The 15,173-nt window shown below is 70.7% G+C and carries 17 protein-coding genes and 1 pseudogene; 6 read left to right on the top strand and 12 right to left on the bottom strand.

The features are described 5' to 3' along the window. From ACQKIP_RS22100 to ACQKIP_RS22080, 5 genes and pseudogenes are all read right to left on the bottom strand, one after another. Positions 1 to 460: pseudogene (locus tag ACQKIP_RS22100) on the bottom strand (alpha-L-arabinofuranosidase); the annotation flags it as partial. 63 nt (positions 461 to 523) lie between these two features. Then, positions 524 to 1,411 (bottom strand): carbohydrate ABC transporter permease, encoded by an 888-nt coding sequence (locus ACQKIP_RS22095; RefSeq protein WP_365855894.1) that lies wholly within the window; start codon positions 1,409 to 1,411, stop codon positions 524 to 526. 2 nt (positions 1,412 to 1,413) lie between these two features. After that, the gene (locus ACQKIP_RS22090; RefSeq protein WP_361184087.1) at positions 1,414 to 2,322 is read right to left on the bottom strand and encodes a carbohydrate ABC transporter permease; all 909 of its coding nucleotides are present in this window, start codon (positions 2,320 to 2,322) and stop codon (positions 1,414 to 1,416) included. Between the two features lie 112 nt (positions 2,323 to 2,434). Then, a complete protein-coding gene (locus ACQKIP_RS22085; RefSeq protein WP_427743848.1) occupies positions 2,435 to 3,046 on the bottom strand; it encodes a hypothetical protein in 612 nt (203 codons plus the stop codon). A 54-nt stretch (positions 3,047 to 3,100) separates the two neighbouring features. Next, a complete protein-coding gene (locus ACQKIP_RS22080; protein WP_427743846.1) occupies positions 3,101 to 3,802 on the bottom strand; it encodes an ABC transporter substrate-binding protein in 702 nt (233 codons plus the stop codon). A 297-nt stretch (positions 3,803 to 4,099) separates the two neighbouring features. Here ACQKIP_RS22080 and ACQKIP_RS22075 point away from each other — a divergent pair, with 297 nt between their 5' ends. Together ACQKIP_RS22075 and ACQKIP_RS22070 are read left to right on the top strand one after the other, a co-directional pair. Then, complete coding sequence (locus ACQKIP_RS22075) at positions 4,100 to 5,116, top strand: LacI family DNA-binding transcriptional regulator (protein ID WP_365855890.1); 1,017 nt, start codon at positions 4,100 to 4,102, stop codon at positions 5,114 to 5,116. 195 nt (positions 5,117 to 5,311) lie between these two features. Continuing rightward, positions 5,312 to 6,091 carry an NAD(P)H-dependent oxidoreductase gene (locus ACQKIP_RS22070; RefSeq protein WP_365855888.1) on the top strand — a complete coding sequence of 260 codons (780 nt, stop codon included), beginning with the start codon at positions 5,312 to 5,314 and terminating at the stop codon, positions 6,089 to 6,091. Here ACQKIP_RS22070 and ACQKIP_RS22065 read toward each other — a convergent pair. The 4 genes from ACQKIP_RS22065 to ACQKIP_RS22050 all read right to left on the bottom strand — a co-directional run bounded on the left by ACQKIP_RS22065 (position 6,071) and on the right by ACQKIP_RS22050 (position 9,795). Further along, the gene (locus ACQKIP_RS22065; RefSeq protein WP_365855886.1) at positions 6,071 to 7,603 is read right to left on the bottom strand and encodes a PE-PGRS family protein; all 1,533 of its coding nucleotides are present in this window, start codon (positions 7,601 to 7,603) and stop codon (positions 6,071 to 6,073) included. The genes ACQKIP_RS22070 and ACQKIP_RS22065 overlap by 21 nt on opposite strands. After that, the gene (locus ACQKIP_RS22060; RefSeq protein ID WP_365855884.1) at positions 7,600 to 8,103 is read right to left on the bottom strand and encodes a hypothetical protein; all 504 of its coding nucleotides are present in this window, start codon (positions 8,101 to 8,103) and stop codon (positions 7,600 to 7,602) included. The genes ACQKIP_RS22065 and ACQKIP_RS22060 overlap by 4 nt, the downstream gene beginning before the upstream one ends. Positions 8,104 to 8,125: 22 nt before the next feature. Beyond that, the gene (locus ACQKIP_RS22055) at positions 8,126 to 8,845 is read right to left on the bottom strand and encodes an ABC transporter permease (RefSeq protein WP_365855882.1); all 720 of its coding nucleotides are present in this window, start codon (positions 8,843 to 8,845) and stop codon (positions 8,126 to 8,128) included. 65 nt (positions 8,846 to 8,910) lie between these two features. Further along, entirely contained in the window at positions 8,911 to 9,795 is an 885-nt protein-coding gene (locus tag ACQKIP_RS22050) for an ABC transporter ATP-binding protein (protein WP_365855880.1), read from the bottom strand. A 248-nt stretch (positions 9,796 to 10,043) separates the two neighbouring features. On the opposite strand from ACQKIP_RS22050, the gene ACQKIP_RS22045 reads away from it, so the two are divergent. Together ACQKIP_RS22045 and ACQKIP_RS22040 are read left to right on the top strand one after the other, a co-directional pair. Beyond that, positions 10,044 to 11,180: a sensor histidine kinase gene (locus ACQKIP_RS22045; protein WP_365855878.1), complete on the top strand. Its 1,137-nt coding sequence runs from the start codon at positions 10,044 to 10,046 to the stop codon at positions 11,178 to 11,180. After that, positions 11,177 to 11,779 (top strand): response regulator transcription factor, encoded by a 603-nt coding sequence (locus ACQKIP_RS22040; RefSeq protein WP_365855876.1) that lies wholly within the window; start codon positions 11,177 to 11,179, stop codon positions 11,777 to 11,779. Before ACQKIP_RS22045 ends, ACQKIP_RS22040 begins: the two co-directional genes overlap by 4 nt. A 71-nt stretch (positions 11,780 to 11,850) precedes the next feature. Here the strand turns inward: ACQKIP_RS22040 and ACQKIP_RS22035 are convergent, their stop codons facing one another. Beyond that, a complete protein-coding gene (locus ACQKIP_RS22035; protein WP_365855874.1) occupies positions 11,851 to 12,459 on the bottom strand; it encodes a TetR/AcrR family transcriptional regulator in 609 nt (202 codons plus the stop codon). Between the two features lie 95 nt (positions 12,460 to 12,554). Here ACQKIP_RS22035 and ACQKIP_RS22030 point away from each other — a divergent pair, with 95 nt between their 5' ends. Continuing rightward, on the top strand, positions 12,555 to 13,112 hold the full coding sequence (locus ACQKIP_RS22030) for a GNAT family N-acetyltransferase (RefSeq protein ID WP_365855872.1): 558 nt from the start codon (positions 12,555 to 12,557) through the stop codon (positions 13,110 to 13,112). Positions 13,113 to 13,122: 10 nt separating this feature from the next. Here the strand turns inward: ACQKIP_RS22030 and ACQKIP_RS22025 are convergent, their stop codons facing one another. Further along, positions 13,123 to 13,743: a LysE family translocator gene (locus ACQKIP_RS22025; RefSeq protein WP_365855870.1), complete on the bottom strand. Its 621-nt coding sequence runs from the start codon at positions 13,741 to 13,743 to the stop codon at positions 13,123 to 13,125. Positions 13,744 to 13,854: 111 nt separating this feature from the next. Here ACQKIP_RS22025 and ACQKIP_RS22020 point away from each other — a divergent pair, with 111 nt between their 5' ends. Then, the gene (locus tag ACQKIP_RS22020; RefSeq protein ID WP_365855868.1) at positions 13,855 to 14,307 is read left to right on the top strand and encodes an Lrp/AsnC family transcriptional regulator; all 453 of its coding nucleotides are present in this window, start codon (positions 13,855 to 13,857) and stop codon (positions 14,305 to 14,307) included. A gap of 56 nt (positions 14,308 to 14,363) precedes the next feature. Here the strand turns inward: ACQKIP_RS22020 and ACQKIP_RS22015 are convergent, their stop codons facing one another. After that, on the bottom strand, positions 14,364 to 15,170 hold the full coding sequence (locus ACQKIP_RS22015; RefSeq protein ID WP_427743851.1) for a helix-turn-helix domain-containing protein: 807 nt from the start codon (positions 15,168 to 15,170) through the stop codon (positions 14,364 to 14,366). Positions 15,171 to 15,173: the final 3 nt, after the last annotated feature.

The raw sequence follows: 15,173 nt of genomic DNA, 5'->3' as shown, positions 1-15,173 counted from the left end.
GGTCCGACCAGGCGGTGCCGCCCGGGTGGTTGCAGTACTCGACCAGGGCGCGGGCGGCGTCGATGCCGCGCGTCCCGAGGTTGACGGCCATCATCGGGTCGAGGCCGAGCTGCTTGGCCCAGCCGAGGAATTCGTTGGTGCCGACGTGGTTGGTCTCGATGGAGCGCCAGGCCAGGTCGAGGCGGCGGGGGCGCTCGGAGACCGGGCCGACGCCGTCCTCCCAGTGGTAGCCGGAGACGAAATTGCCGCCGGGGTAGCGCACGAGGCCGGTGCCCAGTTCGCGGACGAGGTCGGCGACGTCGCCGCGGAATCCGGCCTCATCTGCGGTGGGGTGGCCGGGGTCGTGGATGCCGGTGTAGACGCAGCGTCCCATGTGCTCGACGAAGGTTCCGTACAGACGCGGGTCGACGTCGCCGACGCTGAACTCGGGGTCGATGACGAACCGTGCGGTGTGCGGCATGTTCTGGTGCCTCTCTCTGTGGTGCGGTTTGCGGGTCGGGCAGTGAGGGTCAAGGGGGGCGGGTTACTTCAGGCCGGTGCCTGCGATGCCCTCGACGATGCGGCGCTGGAACAGCGCGAAGACGGCGAGCAGCGGGATCGCGCCGAGCACGGCGGACGCCATGAGCTGGGCGTAGGGAACGCCGAACACGTCCTGGACGGAGGTGAGTCCGACGGGCAGCGTCATCATCTCGGGGTCGGTGACCACGAGCAGGGGCCACAGGAAGTTGTTCCAGACGCCGACGAACACGAAGATCGTGACGGCGGAGACGGCCGGACGGGAGATCGGCATCACGATCTGCCAGTAGATGCGCAGCCAGCCCGCGCCGTCCGCGCGCGCCGCGTCGATCAGTTCGCGCGGGATGCCGTCGAAGAACTGCTTGAAGACGAACACGGCGACGACGTTGGGGACTTGGGGCAGGACCACGCCCCAGTAGGTGTTCAGCAGGCCCGCCGACTGGAGCGCGAGGAACTGCGGGATCATCAGGACCTGGCCGGGGATCATGATCCCGGCCAGCAGCATCACGAACGCGGCGCGGCGCGTCCTGAAGCGGGTCTGCGAGAGGGCGAACGCAGCGAGCGAAGCCATGATCACCGTGAGGACGGTGGTGAGGATCGAGGTGATGAAGCTGTTGGCGTACCAGTAGGGCAGCTTGCCCGCGTCGAAGATCTCCCCGTACGCGGACAGGGTGGGGTGCGCGGTGAACCATCCGGTCGGGTTGGTGACGACCTCCTGGGCGGGCCGCACCGAGGTGGCGAGCGCCCAGGCAAGCGGCACCAGCCACAGCACGGCGAGGGCGATGAGCGTGCCGAGGGCCACCCGGTTGAAGAGGCGTTCGGAGTCGCGGGGGCGGGCCGGCGGTGGGGTGGTGCCGCGTTGTCCGGTCTCGGGGCGCGTGGCGATCGCGGTCATGGTCAGTTCTCCTTCTCGGCACGGCGTACGAGGGCGAACCAGACGAGGGAGACGAACAGGATCACCACGAACAGGAGCAGCGACACGGTCGAGGCGTAGCCCACGCGGCCCTCGACGAACCCGGTGTCGTAGATGAGCTGGAGCGAGGGGCGGGTGCTGCCGTCGGGGCCGCCGTTGGTCATCATGTAGATCTGGTCGAAGACCTTCAGCGAGGCGATGACCTGCAACACCGTCACGAGCGTCGTCGTACGGCCCAGCATCGGCACGACCACGTGCCGGATGCGCTGCCAGGGCCCGGCCCCGTCGATGGCGGCGGCCTCGTGCACCTCGCGGGGCACGTCCTGCAGTCCGGCCAGGTAGAGCACGAAGTTGAAGCCGACGGTCCACCACACCGTGGCCGCGGCGATGGAGAGCATTGCCCAGTCCGGGTCGCCGAGCCACGAGGGCGGGGTGTCGACGCCGAACCACTTCACCGCCTCCTGGGCCAGGCCCAGCTGGTCGGCGTAGATGAACATGAAGAGCAGCGAGACGACCGCGGACGGCAGCACGAACGGCGCGAAGAACGCGAAGCGGAAGAACCAGCGGCCGCGCACGAACCGGTCGGCGAGCAGGGCCAGGACCAGGCTGAGCACGACCAGGGGCACGGTCGTCAGGACCGTGAACCACAGCGTGTTGCCCAGGGTGCGCCAGAACTCCTCGTCGCCGAGCACCGCCTTGTAGTTGGAAAGGCCCGCGAATTCACCGAGGCCGCTCTTGAGCAGGCTGGTCTCGAAGAACCCGGCGATCACGGTGTAGATCAGCGGCCCCACCAGAAACACCAGATAGAAGAGAGCGAAGGGCAGCAGCATCCCCGGTCCTGCCCAGCGGTCGCCTCTGCTGGACGTCGGGGAGGGAGCGGTCGTCGTGGCCACGGTTCGGCCTTTCGGTCAAGGCGTACGGGATCCAGGGGCGGGTGGAGCGAGGGGGGTTGGGCAAAGCGAGGGGGTTACACAGCAGCCGTCAGCGGGGCCTGCCCATACGGGCTCATACGGGAGCGGGGCGCGAGGCCAGGGTCTGCAGCTCGCGGCGCAGCCGGGCGGCGCCCGCGGTGGGGCTGGTGTCGCCGGTGAACACGGTGGTCACCACGTCGCCGACCACGGTCTGCATGGTGCCTCCCGCGCCGCCGTACCAGGCGGCCGGGTCGTAGACCGCGCCGTCGGCGGCCGTGGCGTAGTGCGACTGCGGCTGGAGTTCCTTGTACGCGCGTGAACGCTGGGTCGGCAGCCAGGCCGGGACGTGGCCGCCCTCCGCCCACAGCTTGCTGGAGTGCAGCATCGACGCGGCGAACCCCAGGGAGAGGTCGAGGCGTTGGGCCTTCGCGCTGGGTGCCTTGGGCAGCACGAGGGCGTGCGAGTCGGCGGCGCAGGCGTAGGGCGCGTCCTTGAAGATGCGCGGCAGGGGCCGCATGTCGAACTTCACCTTCGCCGACTGGACCGCGAGGGCCTGCCAGACGCCGTCCATCAGGAATCCGGCCTTGCCGGTGGTCAGCAGGGTGATGGCGCCCTTGCCGTCGGTGTTGGCGGGGATCACCTTCTCTTCGCTGAGGCGGCGGATGTAGGCGAGCGCCTCGGCCGCGGCGGCCTCGTCGATGACCACCTTCTTGCCCTGGTCGGCGACGAGGTCACCGCCGCCGATCTGGCGGTACAGGGATCAGAAGATGCGGAACTGCATCGAGGCGTCCTTCACCGAGGCGATCGAACCGCCCCAGGCGCCGGTGACCTCCTTGGCCGCACGCAGCGCGTCGATGAACGCGTCGGGTCCGTCGACGTCCGCCAACTGGCCTTTGCCGTCGAGCAGTCCGGCCTTCTCGGCGATGTCCGTGCGGAAATAGAGCACGAAGGGGTGCGTGTCCAGCGGCACGGCGTGCGGCTTGCCGTTGAACTGGGACTTGCGCCAGGGCCGCGCGTCGAACTTGTCCTCGGTCAGGCCGTGCCGGGCCAGATCCTCCGGGTGCAGTTCGCTGAGCAGGCCGGCCTCGGCGAGCGTGGGCAGCTTCGACAGGTGGATCACCGCGGCCTGCGGCGGCCGGTCGCCCAGCGTGGCCAGGGTGAGCTTCGTGTAGTACGGGTTGCCCCACAGGAACGTCGCCGACTTCAGGTCCACCGAGCGGTGCGAGGCGCGGTAGGCGTCCTGCATCGCCAGCATCCGCTCGCCGTCGCCGCCGGTGAAGGGGTTCCAGAAGTTCAGCCGCGACGGCGAGGGCGCGCCGCCGGTGAACCCCTGTGCCAGGGTGCTGCCGCAGCCCGTGGCGGTGAGCGCGGCGGCGCCGGTCGCTCCGACGGCGAGCCCGCCGCGCAGCACACGGCGGCGGGAGGGGGCGGGCGGCGACGGGGTCGGTATGCGGTCCCGCATGGGCATGCGTCCTTCCACGGCGAACAAGGCGAAACAGAACGAACACGACGAACACAACGAGCAAAGCGAATAAAGCAAACAGAGCCGCATGGAGTACAACGTTGGAATACGCAGCGGAGACAACCTCGGCTCGTGGCCGCTCGCTGTGTTTACAACGTTGTACTCAGCTGGCAATACGGCGTCAACACCTAGGCATGCATTACCTGTTCACGTACCTGCCCGAAGCGGCCTCCGACCCTGCCGGTTACAACGTTGGACCATGACGTACGCTGCTGCTGTCGGGGGAGGGAGAAACACGTGGCAGGCACCCGTCTGAAGGACGTCGCCGAGCGCGCCGGAGTGTCGATCAAAACGGTGTCGAACGTCGTCCGCGGCGAGGCCAGAGTCGCCGACCGGACCCGCGAGCGCGTCCTGCGCGCCATCGCCGACCTCGACTACCAGCCCAACGCATCGGCGCGTCATCTGCGCACCGGACGCAGCGGCATCATCGCGCTCGCCGTCCCCGAACTCGTCGCGCCGTACTTCGCCGAGCTGGCCGCGCAGGTCATCGCCGCCGCCAAGAAGCGCGGCTGCACCGTGCTCATCGAGGACACCGGGGGCAGCGCGGAGGAGGAACTGCGCATCGCCTGCGGACTGAGCGACCCGCTCATCGACGGGGTCCTGCTCAGCCCCCTGAGGCTCGACGAGCAGGCCCTCGCCGCCCGCGAAGGCCGCGTACCGCTCGTGCTCCTGGGCGAGCAGTCGTACGAGATCCCCGCCGACCACGTCCTGATCGACAACTCGGCGGCGGCCCGCGAGGCCACCGACCACCTGCTCGCCCTGGGCCGCCGCCGCGTCGCCGTCATCGGCCAGCCGTCGGGCCCCGCGCACGCCACCACGGTCCAGCGCATGCACGGCTATCTGACCGCGCTGCACGCGGCGGGCGTCCCGCACGATCCCCAACTGGCCCCGGACACCCGGGCCTTCACCCGCGCCGAGGGCGCCGACGCGATGCGCGCGCTGCTGGCCCTGGACGACCCGCCGGACGCCGTCTTCTGCTTCAACGACCTGCTGGCCTCCGGTGCGCTTCGGGTGGCGCACGAGCGGGGCCTGCGGGTCCCCGGCGACCTGGCCGTGGTCGGCTTCGACGACGTGGAGGAGTCCCGCTACAGCGTGCCGAGCCTGACCACCATCGCCCCCGACAAGCGGGGCATCGCGGAACTGGCCGTGGACGCGCTGCTGCGCAGGATCGACGCCGGCGCCATGGCGCCGCACAGCCGGCTGACCGCGGGCTACGACCTCGTGGTCCGCGAGAGCACGCGCGCGACCGGCTGAACGACCTGAGACCGACGCCTCGCGCCGCTCGCCCCGCCGGGCAGGAACCCTCACCCTGAGGCTCAGCTTGAGAGTGAGGCGCCACTCGATACGCGCAACGAGCACACGCGGGCATTCTTCGGTGGCCAGATCCTTGCACCCTGTGGCCATCTGGCCACTCGTCCGGCTCCCGGACCGCGGCGCAGGATCGATCACATGAAGATTCTCTGGATATTCGCCCACCCCGAACCGCGGTCCCTCAACGGCTCCCTGCGTGACGAGGGGATACGGGAACTGCGCGGCCTCGGACACGAGGTCCGCGAGTCCGATCTCTACGCCATGGAGTGGAAGCCCGTGGTGGACTCCGGCGACTTCCACCGCGAGAGCGCCGACCGGCTCCTGGTCGGCGCCGAGCAGGAACACGCCTACGCCGCCGACAAGTTGACGGACGACATCAGGGCCGAGCAGGAGAAGATCGCCTGGGCCGACACGCTGGTGTTCCAGTTCCCGCTGTGGTGGTTCGGACCGCCGGCCATCCTCAAGGGGTGGTTCGACCGGGTGCTCGTGCAGGGCTTCGCGTTCGGACTCCAGGACCACTCGGGGCGAACCCTGCGCTACGGCGACGGCGGCCTGGCGGGCAAGCGCGCCATGGTCATCACCAGCGTCGGGGCGCGGGAGTCCGGCTTCGGTCCGCGCGGGATCCACGGGCAGCTGGACGAGGTGCTGTTCCCGTTGCTGCACGGCACTTTCTGGTACACGGGCATGGACGCGCTGCCGCCCTACGTCGTCTACGGCGCCGACCGCCTCGACACCGCCGGCTACCGCACCCGCGCGGCCGAGCTCCGCGAGCGGCTGCGCGCACTGCCGGCCACCGAGCCGCTGCCCTACCGCCACGAGCACCGCGGCGACTACGACGACGCACTCGTCCTGCGTCCGGACATCGAGCCCGACCTCACGGGCGTCGCAGCTCACCGGTCACGGGCAGCGGGGCGCTGACGCCGGCTCCTGGCTTCGCAGCCGCCGGAGCAGTTGCCGCATGACGCTGACGGGCAGCGCCGGATGCCGGGCCGCGACCCGTGCGGTGTCCGGCTTGCCCAGCAGCCGGACAAGTACGGGCGCGGGCAGCTCCGGGTGCCTGGCGGCAGCACCGCGTACGTACTCGTGCGGGTCGTCGAGCAGTCGTATCGCCGACGCGGCGGTCAGCCGCGGGTCGGTGACGGCCCGGTAGCGCACCTCTTCGCACGGGTCCCGGCTCAGCCGCTCCACCAGGTCCGGTTTCGACTCCGGGTCGTCCAGCGCCAGTCGGCGCATGCGGGGGTTGGCGTCCTCGGCGTACTTCAGGAGATCTGCGCGGGGAAAGTTCGGGTGGCCGTGGGGGCGGTCGGGGACGCTCAGGCTGCCGGTCCACCACTGCCACACCCTCAGGAGCATCTCGGCGGGCGCGTCGTCGCAGGATTCGGCGAGGAAGAGTTGTACGACGCGGTCCTCGTCCCCGGCGAGGCGCTCGACGACGTCCGGCGGCAGGTGCCGGGCGCGCGCCACGCTGCGGCGCACGAGAGGGTGGGCGGATGCGGCCAGGCGGCGCATGGCAGCGGGGTCGTGATGCAGTGCCTTGACCCAGCTGAGGGCGTGGGCGCGGACGCCCGTGTCGAAGGTGACGGGGATGGCCGCCCGCTGCTCCTCGGTGAGGTCGGGGCGCAGGGCCACCTCCGCACGCACACGCTCATCGGGGTCCCGGGCGAGCAGGGCGACCACGTCGGGGTCCAGGCGGGTGTTGCGGGCGAGGGACCGGCGCTGTTCCGGCGCACCGTGGCGGGCCAGGTGTCCGGCCAGGTCACGCTCCAGCCGGCAGGTCTCCACCGCCTCGTCCGGGAGCCCCTCGGCGGCGAGGACCGCCCGGGACAGCGGGTGATCGCGGTGGTGCCACAGCCGCGCGGTGGTGCGGACCTTGCTGTCCGGGTCGTCGAGGAGGGCCTGGCGCTCGGGAATGCCCAGGCGGGGCCACGCGGAAGCGCAGACCTTGGCGCGCACCGCCGGTTCGGGATCGGCGGCCAGGGCAGCCGACATCCGGGCGGGCAACCCGGGCAGACGTGCTGCCTCTTGTCGGATCTGGGCGGATGTCTCGGCGGCGAGCTGCTGGTAGGCGGCTTCGCTCAGCTCGGCACGCCGGTCCGCCGCGATCAGGGTGAGAACCCAGCGCCGCCGGGTGTCCTGCTCGCCCATGATCAGGCGGCTCCAGTGATCGGCCGTGAGGTACGGATGGACGTCGGCCAGCAACTCCCGCACCTTCCAGTCGGGATGGGCGATGGCCGCCTCGATGACGGCGTTCGGCACGCGTTGCCACAGCAGGTGGTGCGAAAGACCCAGCAGGCCGGCCCGTACGTCGTCGGGGGCGGCGGGATTGAGCGCAAGACCGTGCGCCCACCCGTCCCGTACGTCTGCCGAGGCCTCCGCCCCTTGGAACAGCGCGGCCCACTCAGCCGAGAGCTCGTCTCCCCCACCCGTCATGAGGACACATCCTGCCGCAACCCCTGCGTTCCGAGCACCGCGAGCAGCGCACGCGCGCAGGACATCAGGTGGGACGGGTCGGCCGGGGCCACGTCCTGGAACTCCAGGTACGCCGTGCCGAAGCGGTTGCGGTACAGGGGTTCTCCGCCCGGGGAGCTGCCCACTGCGTCCTGCGCGGGGTCGAAGGCGACCCCGGCGGTGAAGTACAGCTCGTCGCCGTCGTAGCCGACGGTCATCAGCGCCTCCGCGTAGCCGTCGTCGAAGAGCGTGAAGTCCGGTTCTCCCGCGCCTCGTTCGAGCGTGGCCAGGATTCCCTCGGCCAGGGCGCGCACGTCGGCGGGCCGCGCGGCTCCCAGCAGGTACGGGCTCAGGTCGACGACCCAGGTGCCCCGCACGGGGTGGCGTCGCACGGTGAAGCGGACGGGTTCGCCCCCGAGGTCGCGGAGCCCGCCGAACTCCGCGACGACGACAGACTCGTCCCGCGCCAAGTCAAGATCCACCCCGACACCTTAGGCGAAGGTTTCAGCGGCGCGGCTCCCAGCGGAAGAGGCGGGAAGCCAGTGCCACGGAGACGATGACCCAGCTCAGTGTGGGCAGCAGCAGGGGCAGGGACTCGGCCACGGGTACGCCGCCGTTCCAGGCGTTGAGGACCAGTTCGGTGGCCGAGCCGCCGGGGAGCAGCCGCTTGAGCAGGGTCAGCTCCTCGGTGCCGGTGATGGCCACCCAGTTGGTGACGGCGATGGCGCCGAGGCTCACCGGCAGCGTGGTCACCTGGGCGTGCTCGGGGGAGTTCGTCAGCCCCGCGGTGGCAAGGCCCAGGGCGAGCATCATGATCACGGTCGAGATGATCGCCGCCGCCAGGAGAAGCACGTTGTCCGGCCTGCCCGCAACGGCCGCGAGCACGGCAAGGATCGCGGCCACCTGGACCAGGCCCAGGACGGTGACCGGGAGCACCAGACCGGTGAGGATGCCGGCATCGCTCGCCGGGGTGGAGCGCAGCCGCTTGAGGAAGAGCGTCTGGCGGCGCGATGCCAGCGTGGTCACGGTGGTGGCGTAGAGCCCGAACGCGGTCACGGTGAACATCACCACCGCCGCGATGTACCCGAGACTGCGCAGGTCGGCGAAGGTTTCGTGCTTGAAGACGAAGAACGCGCAGACCGCTACGGGAATGAGGAAGCTGTTCAGCAGAACCAGCCGGTTCCGGAAGATCTGGATGAGCTCGGTCAGAGCGATGGAGAGCATCGTGAGGGTCCTCTGAGGGGGAAGGTCCGGTTCGCGTGGACGTGCGGTGGACGTACGGGAAAGGGCTACGTGGTGCCGATGGCGCGGAAGACGTCGTCGAGCCGGGTCGGTCCGGCCTGGAGTTCCCCCAGCTCCACCGCGTTGGCGTGCGCCCAGCCGAGCAGGACGTACAGGTCCTTCTGCAGGCCGAAGGTCTTGACGAGGAACGCCCCGTCCGCCTCGCGTGTGGCCTCAAGCGGCAGCGCCGGAGCGCCGCCCGGCAGGAAGAACCGGATGGCGGCCGGGAGCGTCCGGGTCAGCTCGGCGACGGTGCCCTGCTGGTGGAAGGCCCCCATGTGCATGAGCCCGATGCGATCGGCACGCTGCTGGGCCTCTTCCAGGTAGTGCGTGGTGAGCACGATGGTGGACCCGTCCTCGCGCAGCTTGTCCACGGCGTCCCACAGGGCGTCGCGGGACTGGATGTCCAGGCCGGTGGTGGGCTCGTCCAGGAAGATCAGCTCGGGGCTGCCGTACACGGCGCTGGCGAAGTCCAGGCGGCGTTTCTCGCCTCCGGAGAGCTGGGAGACCTTGGTGCCGGACTTGTGCGTGAGGTCGACGATGCTGAGCACGCGTTCGACCCTGTCCGTGCGCCGGGAGAGCTTCCCCATCAGACCGACCGATTCCTTGACCGTCAGGTCCGGCGAGAAGCCGCTTTCCTGCAGCATGATGCCCATCCGGTGCCGCACGGCCTGCCGGTCGCGCGGGCTGCGCCCGAAGACCCGCACGGTGCCCGAGGTGGCCGTGCGGTGGCCTTCGATGATCTCCAGGGTCGAGGTCTTGCCGGCGCCGTTCGTGCCGAGCAGCGCGTAGAGCTCCCCCTTGTTCACCTGGAAGGTCAGGTCTTTCACGGCGTGGAAGTCGCCGTAGCTGATGTTCAGGGCTTCAACGTCGATGACTGGTGTCGAGGTCATGCTTCGATTCCAGCCGTCGGGGCGCTCGCCCGGCAGGGGCGTGGTGTCATCACCGCGCCGTGACATTCCTTAGGGTGCAGGCATGACGCAGTGTCACTGGTGTCAGCCTCGAAGCCGGACGAACATGGCGGGACAGACGCTGCCGTCCGTGCGCGAGACCGTTCCCGAGACCGATGTCGTTGCCCATGCCCCCACCCCTGCCCCTGCAGATGCAGATGCAGATGCCGATCCAGGAAAGGCGTCACGCGATGCCCGAGCACGCCCAGACGACGCAGGGACGGCTGCGCGGCGTGAACCTCGCCATGATCATCCCGCCGCTCGCCGCCGTGGGGGCGATCCTGGTGGCGGTCGACGCCAGGTCGTGGGGGGAGGGCGTCCTGCTGGCCCTGGGTGTGGTCGCGGCCCTGCTCGTCATCGAGCGGTGGACGGCGGGTGACACCTCCCGCGTCGCACTCCCCTGCCTGATCATCACCGGTGCCGTATGGGTGCTCGGAGTGCTGGTGACCAACAGCCACACGGCGTTCTACGGCATCACCATCGTGGGCCCTTACTTCATCTCCCAGCTCCCCCGCCGCCACCGCCTCCCCGCGACCCTGGCGCTGAGCGCGTTCGTCGCCGCGGCGGGCGCGGCGAAGCTGCTGGAATCACCGGCCGACCCGTCCGGCGTGCTGGTCCTCTACGTCCTCCTTCCCACGGGCATCACGGTGGTGGCGACCGTCCTCATGTTCGCCAACCAGCGCTTCTACGAGGTCATCGAGCGGTCACGGGAACGCGAGGCGGAGCTGGCGGTCATCCGGGAGCGCATTCGCTTCGCCGGCGATCTGCACGACATCCAGGGCCACACCCTGCACGTCGTCAAGCTGAAGATCACGCTGGCCGAGAAGCTGCTGCGCAGCGACACCGAACGCGTGGAGGAGGAGCTGCGAGAAGTGCGCGCCCTGGTCAGCGACACCATCATCCAGACCAAGGAACTGGCCTACGCACAGCGGCGGCTCAACCTCGCCGCGGAGCTGGAGAACGCGAAGAACCTCTTCGAGGCCGCGGGCATCCGCGTGCGCGTCAACCGCGAGGCCGACCCCGAGGAGCGCGTGAACGGACTGCTCGGCCAGGTCCTGCGCGAGACGACGACCAACATCCTGCGCCACGCCCAGGCCACGCGGGTGCGGATCACGCTCTCGGGGTCGGGCATCACCATCGTCAACGACGGCGCACCGGAGGCCCCCCTTCCCGGGCTCAGCGGCCTTGCCACCCTCAAGGAACGGGTGAACGACGAAGGAGGCGAACTGACGGTGGAACAGAAGGGCGGACGCTTCGTCACGGCCGCGGAGTTCCCCGGCCCGCACTCGGCGAGGCCGCTGCCCGCGGCACGGGAGGACGAACGATGACCAGCGTGGTGCTCGCCGACGACGAGGCCCTGCTGCGCAAGGCGCTGGCGGCGCTGCTGCCGCTCGAAGGCGACATCACCGTGCTCGCCGAGGCGCACGACGGCGCGTCGGCCGTCGAGGCCACCCTGCGCCACCGGCCCGACGTGCTGGTCATCGACCTGGAGATGCCCGGCGTTGACGGGCTCGGCGCCGTCGCGGAGATCCGCCGTGCGCAGCCGGACCAGGTGATCCTCATGCTGACCCGCCACGCCCGGCCGGGCGTGCTGCGCAAGGCCCTGAAACTCGGCGTCCAGGGCTTCGTCAGCAAGTCGGCGGAGCCCGCGCACATCACGTCGGTCATCGACACCCTGCACCAGGGCAAGCGGTGGATCGACCCGGATGTCTCCGCGCTCGCCGTGGTCGACGACTGCCCGCTCACCGACCGCGAGATCGACGTGCTGCGCGTGACCGGTGACGGCTACTCCGTCGCGGAGATCGCCACCCGCCTGCGCCTGGCGCAGGGCACCGTACGCAACTACCTCTCGAACGCCATGCAGAAGACCCAGACCCGCACCCGGCACGATGCGGCGCGCTATGCGCGTGAGCACGACTGGCTGTAGCGGCGTGCGCCCGGTCGGCGCCGGTCGGGCCGGAGCCAACGGCCGGGTGCTGACCGAGGCCCGCCTCCCGCTCAACTGTGCCGCAGGCACGACACGTAGTCGTCGACCAGCGCGATCTGGCGTTCGGCGGGAAACTCCCGTGGTGCGAAAAGCGCCTGGACCACCAGGCCGAGGACGAAGCTCTGGGCCGCCGCGGCGACATCCTCGGTCCGGGTGCCGGGCGGCAGTTCGCCCAGACGCTCGGCCTCGGCGACGTGCCCGGCCATCCGCTCGCGCGCGCGGCGGTAGCGCTCGGCGTGCTCCTGTGCCAGTTCCGGGTCGGCGAGGGCCACGTCCCAGGAGGCCACCCAGATCCGGTTGCTCGCCGCGCTCCCGGCGTCCAGCGGGAGGATGTCGAGCAGCGTCGCCCGCAGCATCACCAGGCCGGACGCCTCACCGGCGCGCTCGGCCGCCGGGCGCGGGCGGTCGGCCGAGCGCCGGTCGAGGACTTCCAGGGCGTGTCTCAGCAGGGCGCGCTTGCTGGGGAAGTAGTGCGTGAGCAGGCCGGTGGTGGCGCCCATCTCCGCGGCGACCGCGCGCAGGGTCAGGCCGCCGAAGCCGTGGGCGGCAAGGACCCGCCAGACGGCCTGCGAGACCTCGGTCCTGCGGGCGTCATGGTCGGTCCGGGCTGGCGGCGTCATGGCCGCTAGAGTACATACCCAACGTTCGTTACGTACCTGGAAGCGCTGGCCCCGACACCGCGCGCGCCCAGCCGGACAACCGCCGAGGACGAGTCATGTACGCCATAGCGCTGACCGAGAATGCCGAGCTCCGCACGCTTGAGCCCTGGCAGGACGCCGAGTTCCTGGCCCACATCGACCGGGCCCGCTCCCACACCGACCCGTGGATCCCCTGGGCGACGCGCTCCACCGATCTGGAGTCCGCCCGCGCCACCCTGCAGAGCTACGCCGACAAGCAGGCCGCCGACGCCGGACGCATCTACGGGATCTGGCGGGACGGCACGCTGATCGGCGGCGTGATGTTCGTGCACTTCGACACCCGGTCCGGCAACTGCGAGATCGGCGTCTGGGCCGAGCCCGCGGGTGAGGGACAAGGCCTGATCAGCGCCGCGGTCCGGCACCTGATCGCGTACGCCTTCGAGGAGCGCGGCATGCACCGCGTCGAGTGGTGGAACAGCGCCGGCAACACCCGCAGCCGGGCCGTCGCCCGGCGGATGGGCATGCACCTGGACGCCACCCTGCGCGAGCAGTCCCTCTACCAAGGCGTCCGCCACGACATGGAGGTCTGGTCGCTGCTCACGCACGAGTGGCAGGGCAGGGCCGGCGCCGCGTGAGGTGCCCGCCTCAGGCCGCGAGGCGTTCGGCGAGCAGCAGCATGCCGATCACGATCATGGCGGCGCCCGAGATACGGGTGACGGCGCGCGCGGCCGCGGGGCGTGCCCGCAGGACGGTGCGGGCAAGGACGCCCACGCACAGGTAGATCGCGGCGCAGCTGAGGGTGTGGACCAGGCCGAGCGTGCCGATCTGTGCGGCGAGGGGCCAGCTGCCGTGCGGGGCGGTGAACTGCGGCAGCAGGGCCAGGAAGAGCAGCAGCGCCTTGGGGTTGAGGCCGCTGATCCCCACCCCCTTGAGGACCCTGGCCCCCGCCGCCCCGCTCCCGGCGTCCTGCTCTCCGGTCCCCGCGACGGCGGGCCGGGCCAGCGTCGTGGCACCGAGCCACACCAGGTAGAGGGCGCCCAGGACGGTCAGGGCGGTGAGGACGGACGGTGTCCGCGCCACGACGGCCGCCACTCCGGCGGCGACCACGGCGGTCAGGGCGAGGTAGCCCAACAGCAGGCCGCTGACGGCGGGCACCACGGACCGGTCGCGGAGCCCGGCGTTGATCGCGTAGGCCCAGTCCGCTCCCGGCACGAGGATGAGCAGGACTGAGACCGCCCAGAAGGCGGTGATGGAACTGACGGCCACGACGTACTTCTCCCTCTCAAACGGCTTCTGGGAAGGAGATTAGTTGCGATATGCCCGAAGGTGTTTCCAAGTATTGCCCACTGGGAGGCTCTGAGTGGCAGGATCTACCCCATGGACGATGTGGACCGGAAGATTCTTGCCGAGCTCCAGGACGACGGCCGTCTGACGGTCACGGAACTGGCCGCGCGGGTGCGGCTCAGCCTCTCCCCCTGCCACCGCCGACTGCGCGAACTCGAACGCAGCGGCGCCATCCGCGGCTACCGCGCGATCCTGGACGCGGGTGCCGTGGGTCTGAGCTTCGAGGCGCTTGTCTTCGTCACCATGCGCCAGGAGGACCGCGACACCGTCGCCTCCTTCGAGCACGCCCTCACCGAGATCCCCGAGATCCTGATGGCCGAGCGCCTCTTCGGGGATCCCGACTATCTCGTACGCATCGTCAGCAAGGACCTGCCCGCCTTCCAGCGGCTCTACGACGACAAGCTCGCCACGCTGCCGGGCGTGCAGCGGCTGAGCTCCACGCTCGTCATGAAGCACGTGGTGTACGAGCGCGCCCTGCCTCTGTGAGCGTCGGCCGAGCGCGGCTTCCCGCGCCGGACACCGTCGGCCGCCCCTGCTGCCGATCAGGCAAGCGCCAATGCGCCCGGAGTGCAGCCGGCGAAGGCCAGGACGTCACGATGCAGGTGCGACTGGTCGACGTATCCGCACACGGCGGCCACCTCGGCAGGGCCCCGGCCCGCCGACAGGCCTCTGACGGCGCGGTCGAACCGTACGAGCATCGCGGCGCGCTTGGGCGTGAGGCCGACCTGGGCGGTGAACCTCGACCACAGCCGTTTGCGGCTCCACCCGCACGACGCCGCCAGGTCGCCGACCCGCACCAGGCCCCGGCGGGCGACGATGTGCTCCCAGCTCGCGACGACCTCCGGGTCCATCGACGGCGCCGAGGCGTGGCGGCGCGCCAGGAAATCCGCCACCAGGGCGAAGCGGTCCTCCCACTCCCCCATGCCGGTCAACTGCTCGCGCAGCCGGGGCTCTTGGCGGCCCCACAGCTCCGCGAGGCCGAACACACCGCCGTCCAGTTCGCGGAGCGAGACGCCCAGCAACGAGTAGGCGCTCACCGGGGACATCTGCACCTCCACGCACTCCACACGCCGTGCGCGGATGCGGGCCGCTCCCGGTGTGAGCCCGGCGGCCAGGCTTCGCAGCGACCGGTTGCCGCCGGGGTGGTCGACGGCCAGGGCGTCGTCGCCGAGTTCGACGACGACGGTCACGACCGGCTGCGGGATGACCCGCAGGTCCAGTCCTGCCGCGGCCCGGTCACGGAATCCGGCCACCGCCACTCCGTCGAGCGGCGAGGGACGGCGCGGGCAGGCGACCTCCCACCCGCGCAGGCGGTCGGTCTCGTACGGAGCCGGATCCACCTCACCCAAGTC

This window comes from Streptomyces sp. NPDC059900 (assembly GCF_050270335.1).
Lineage (GTDB): Bacteria > Actinomycetota > Actinomycetes > Streptomycetales > Streptomycetaceae > Streptomyces.
Note: the sequence above shows the minus strand (reverse complement) of the source record. Positions and strands in the feature narration are given on the sequence as shown.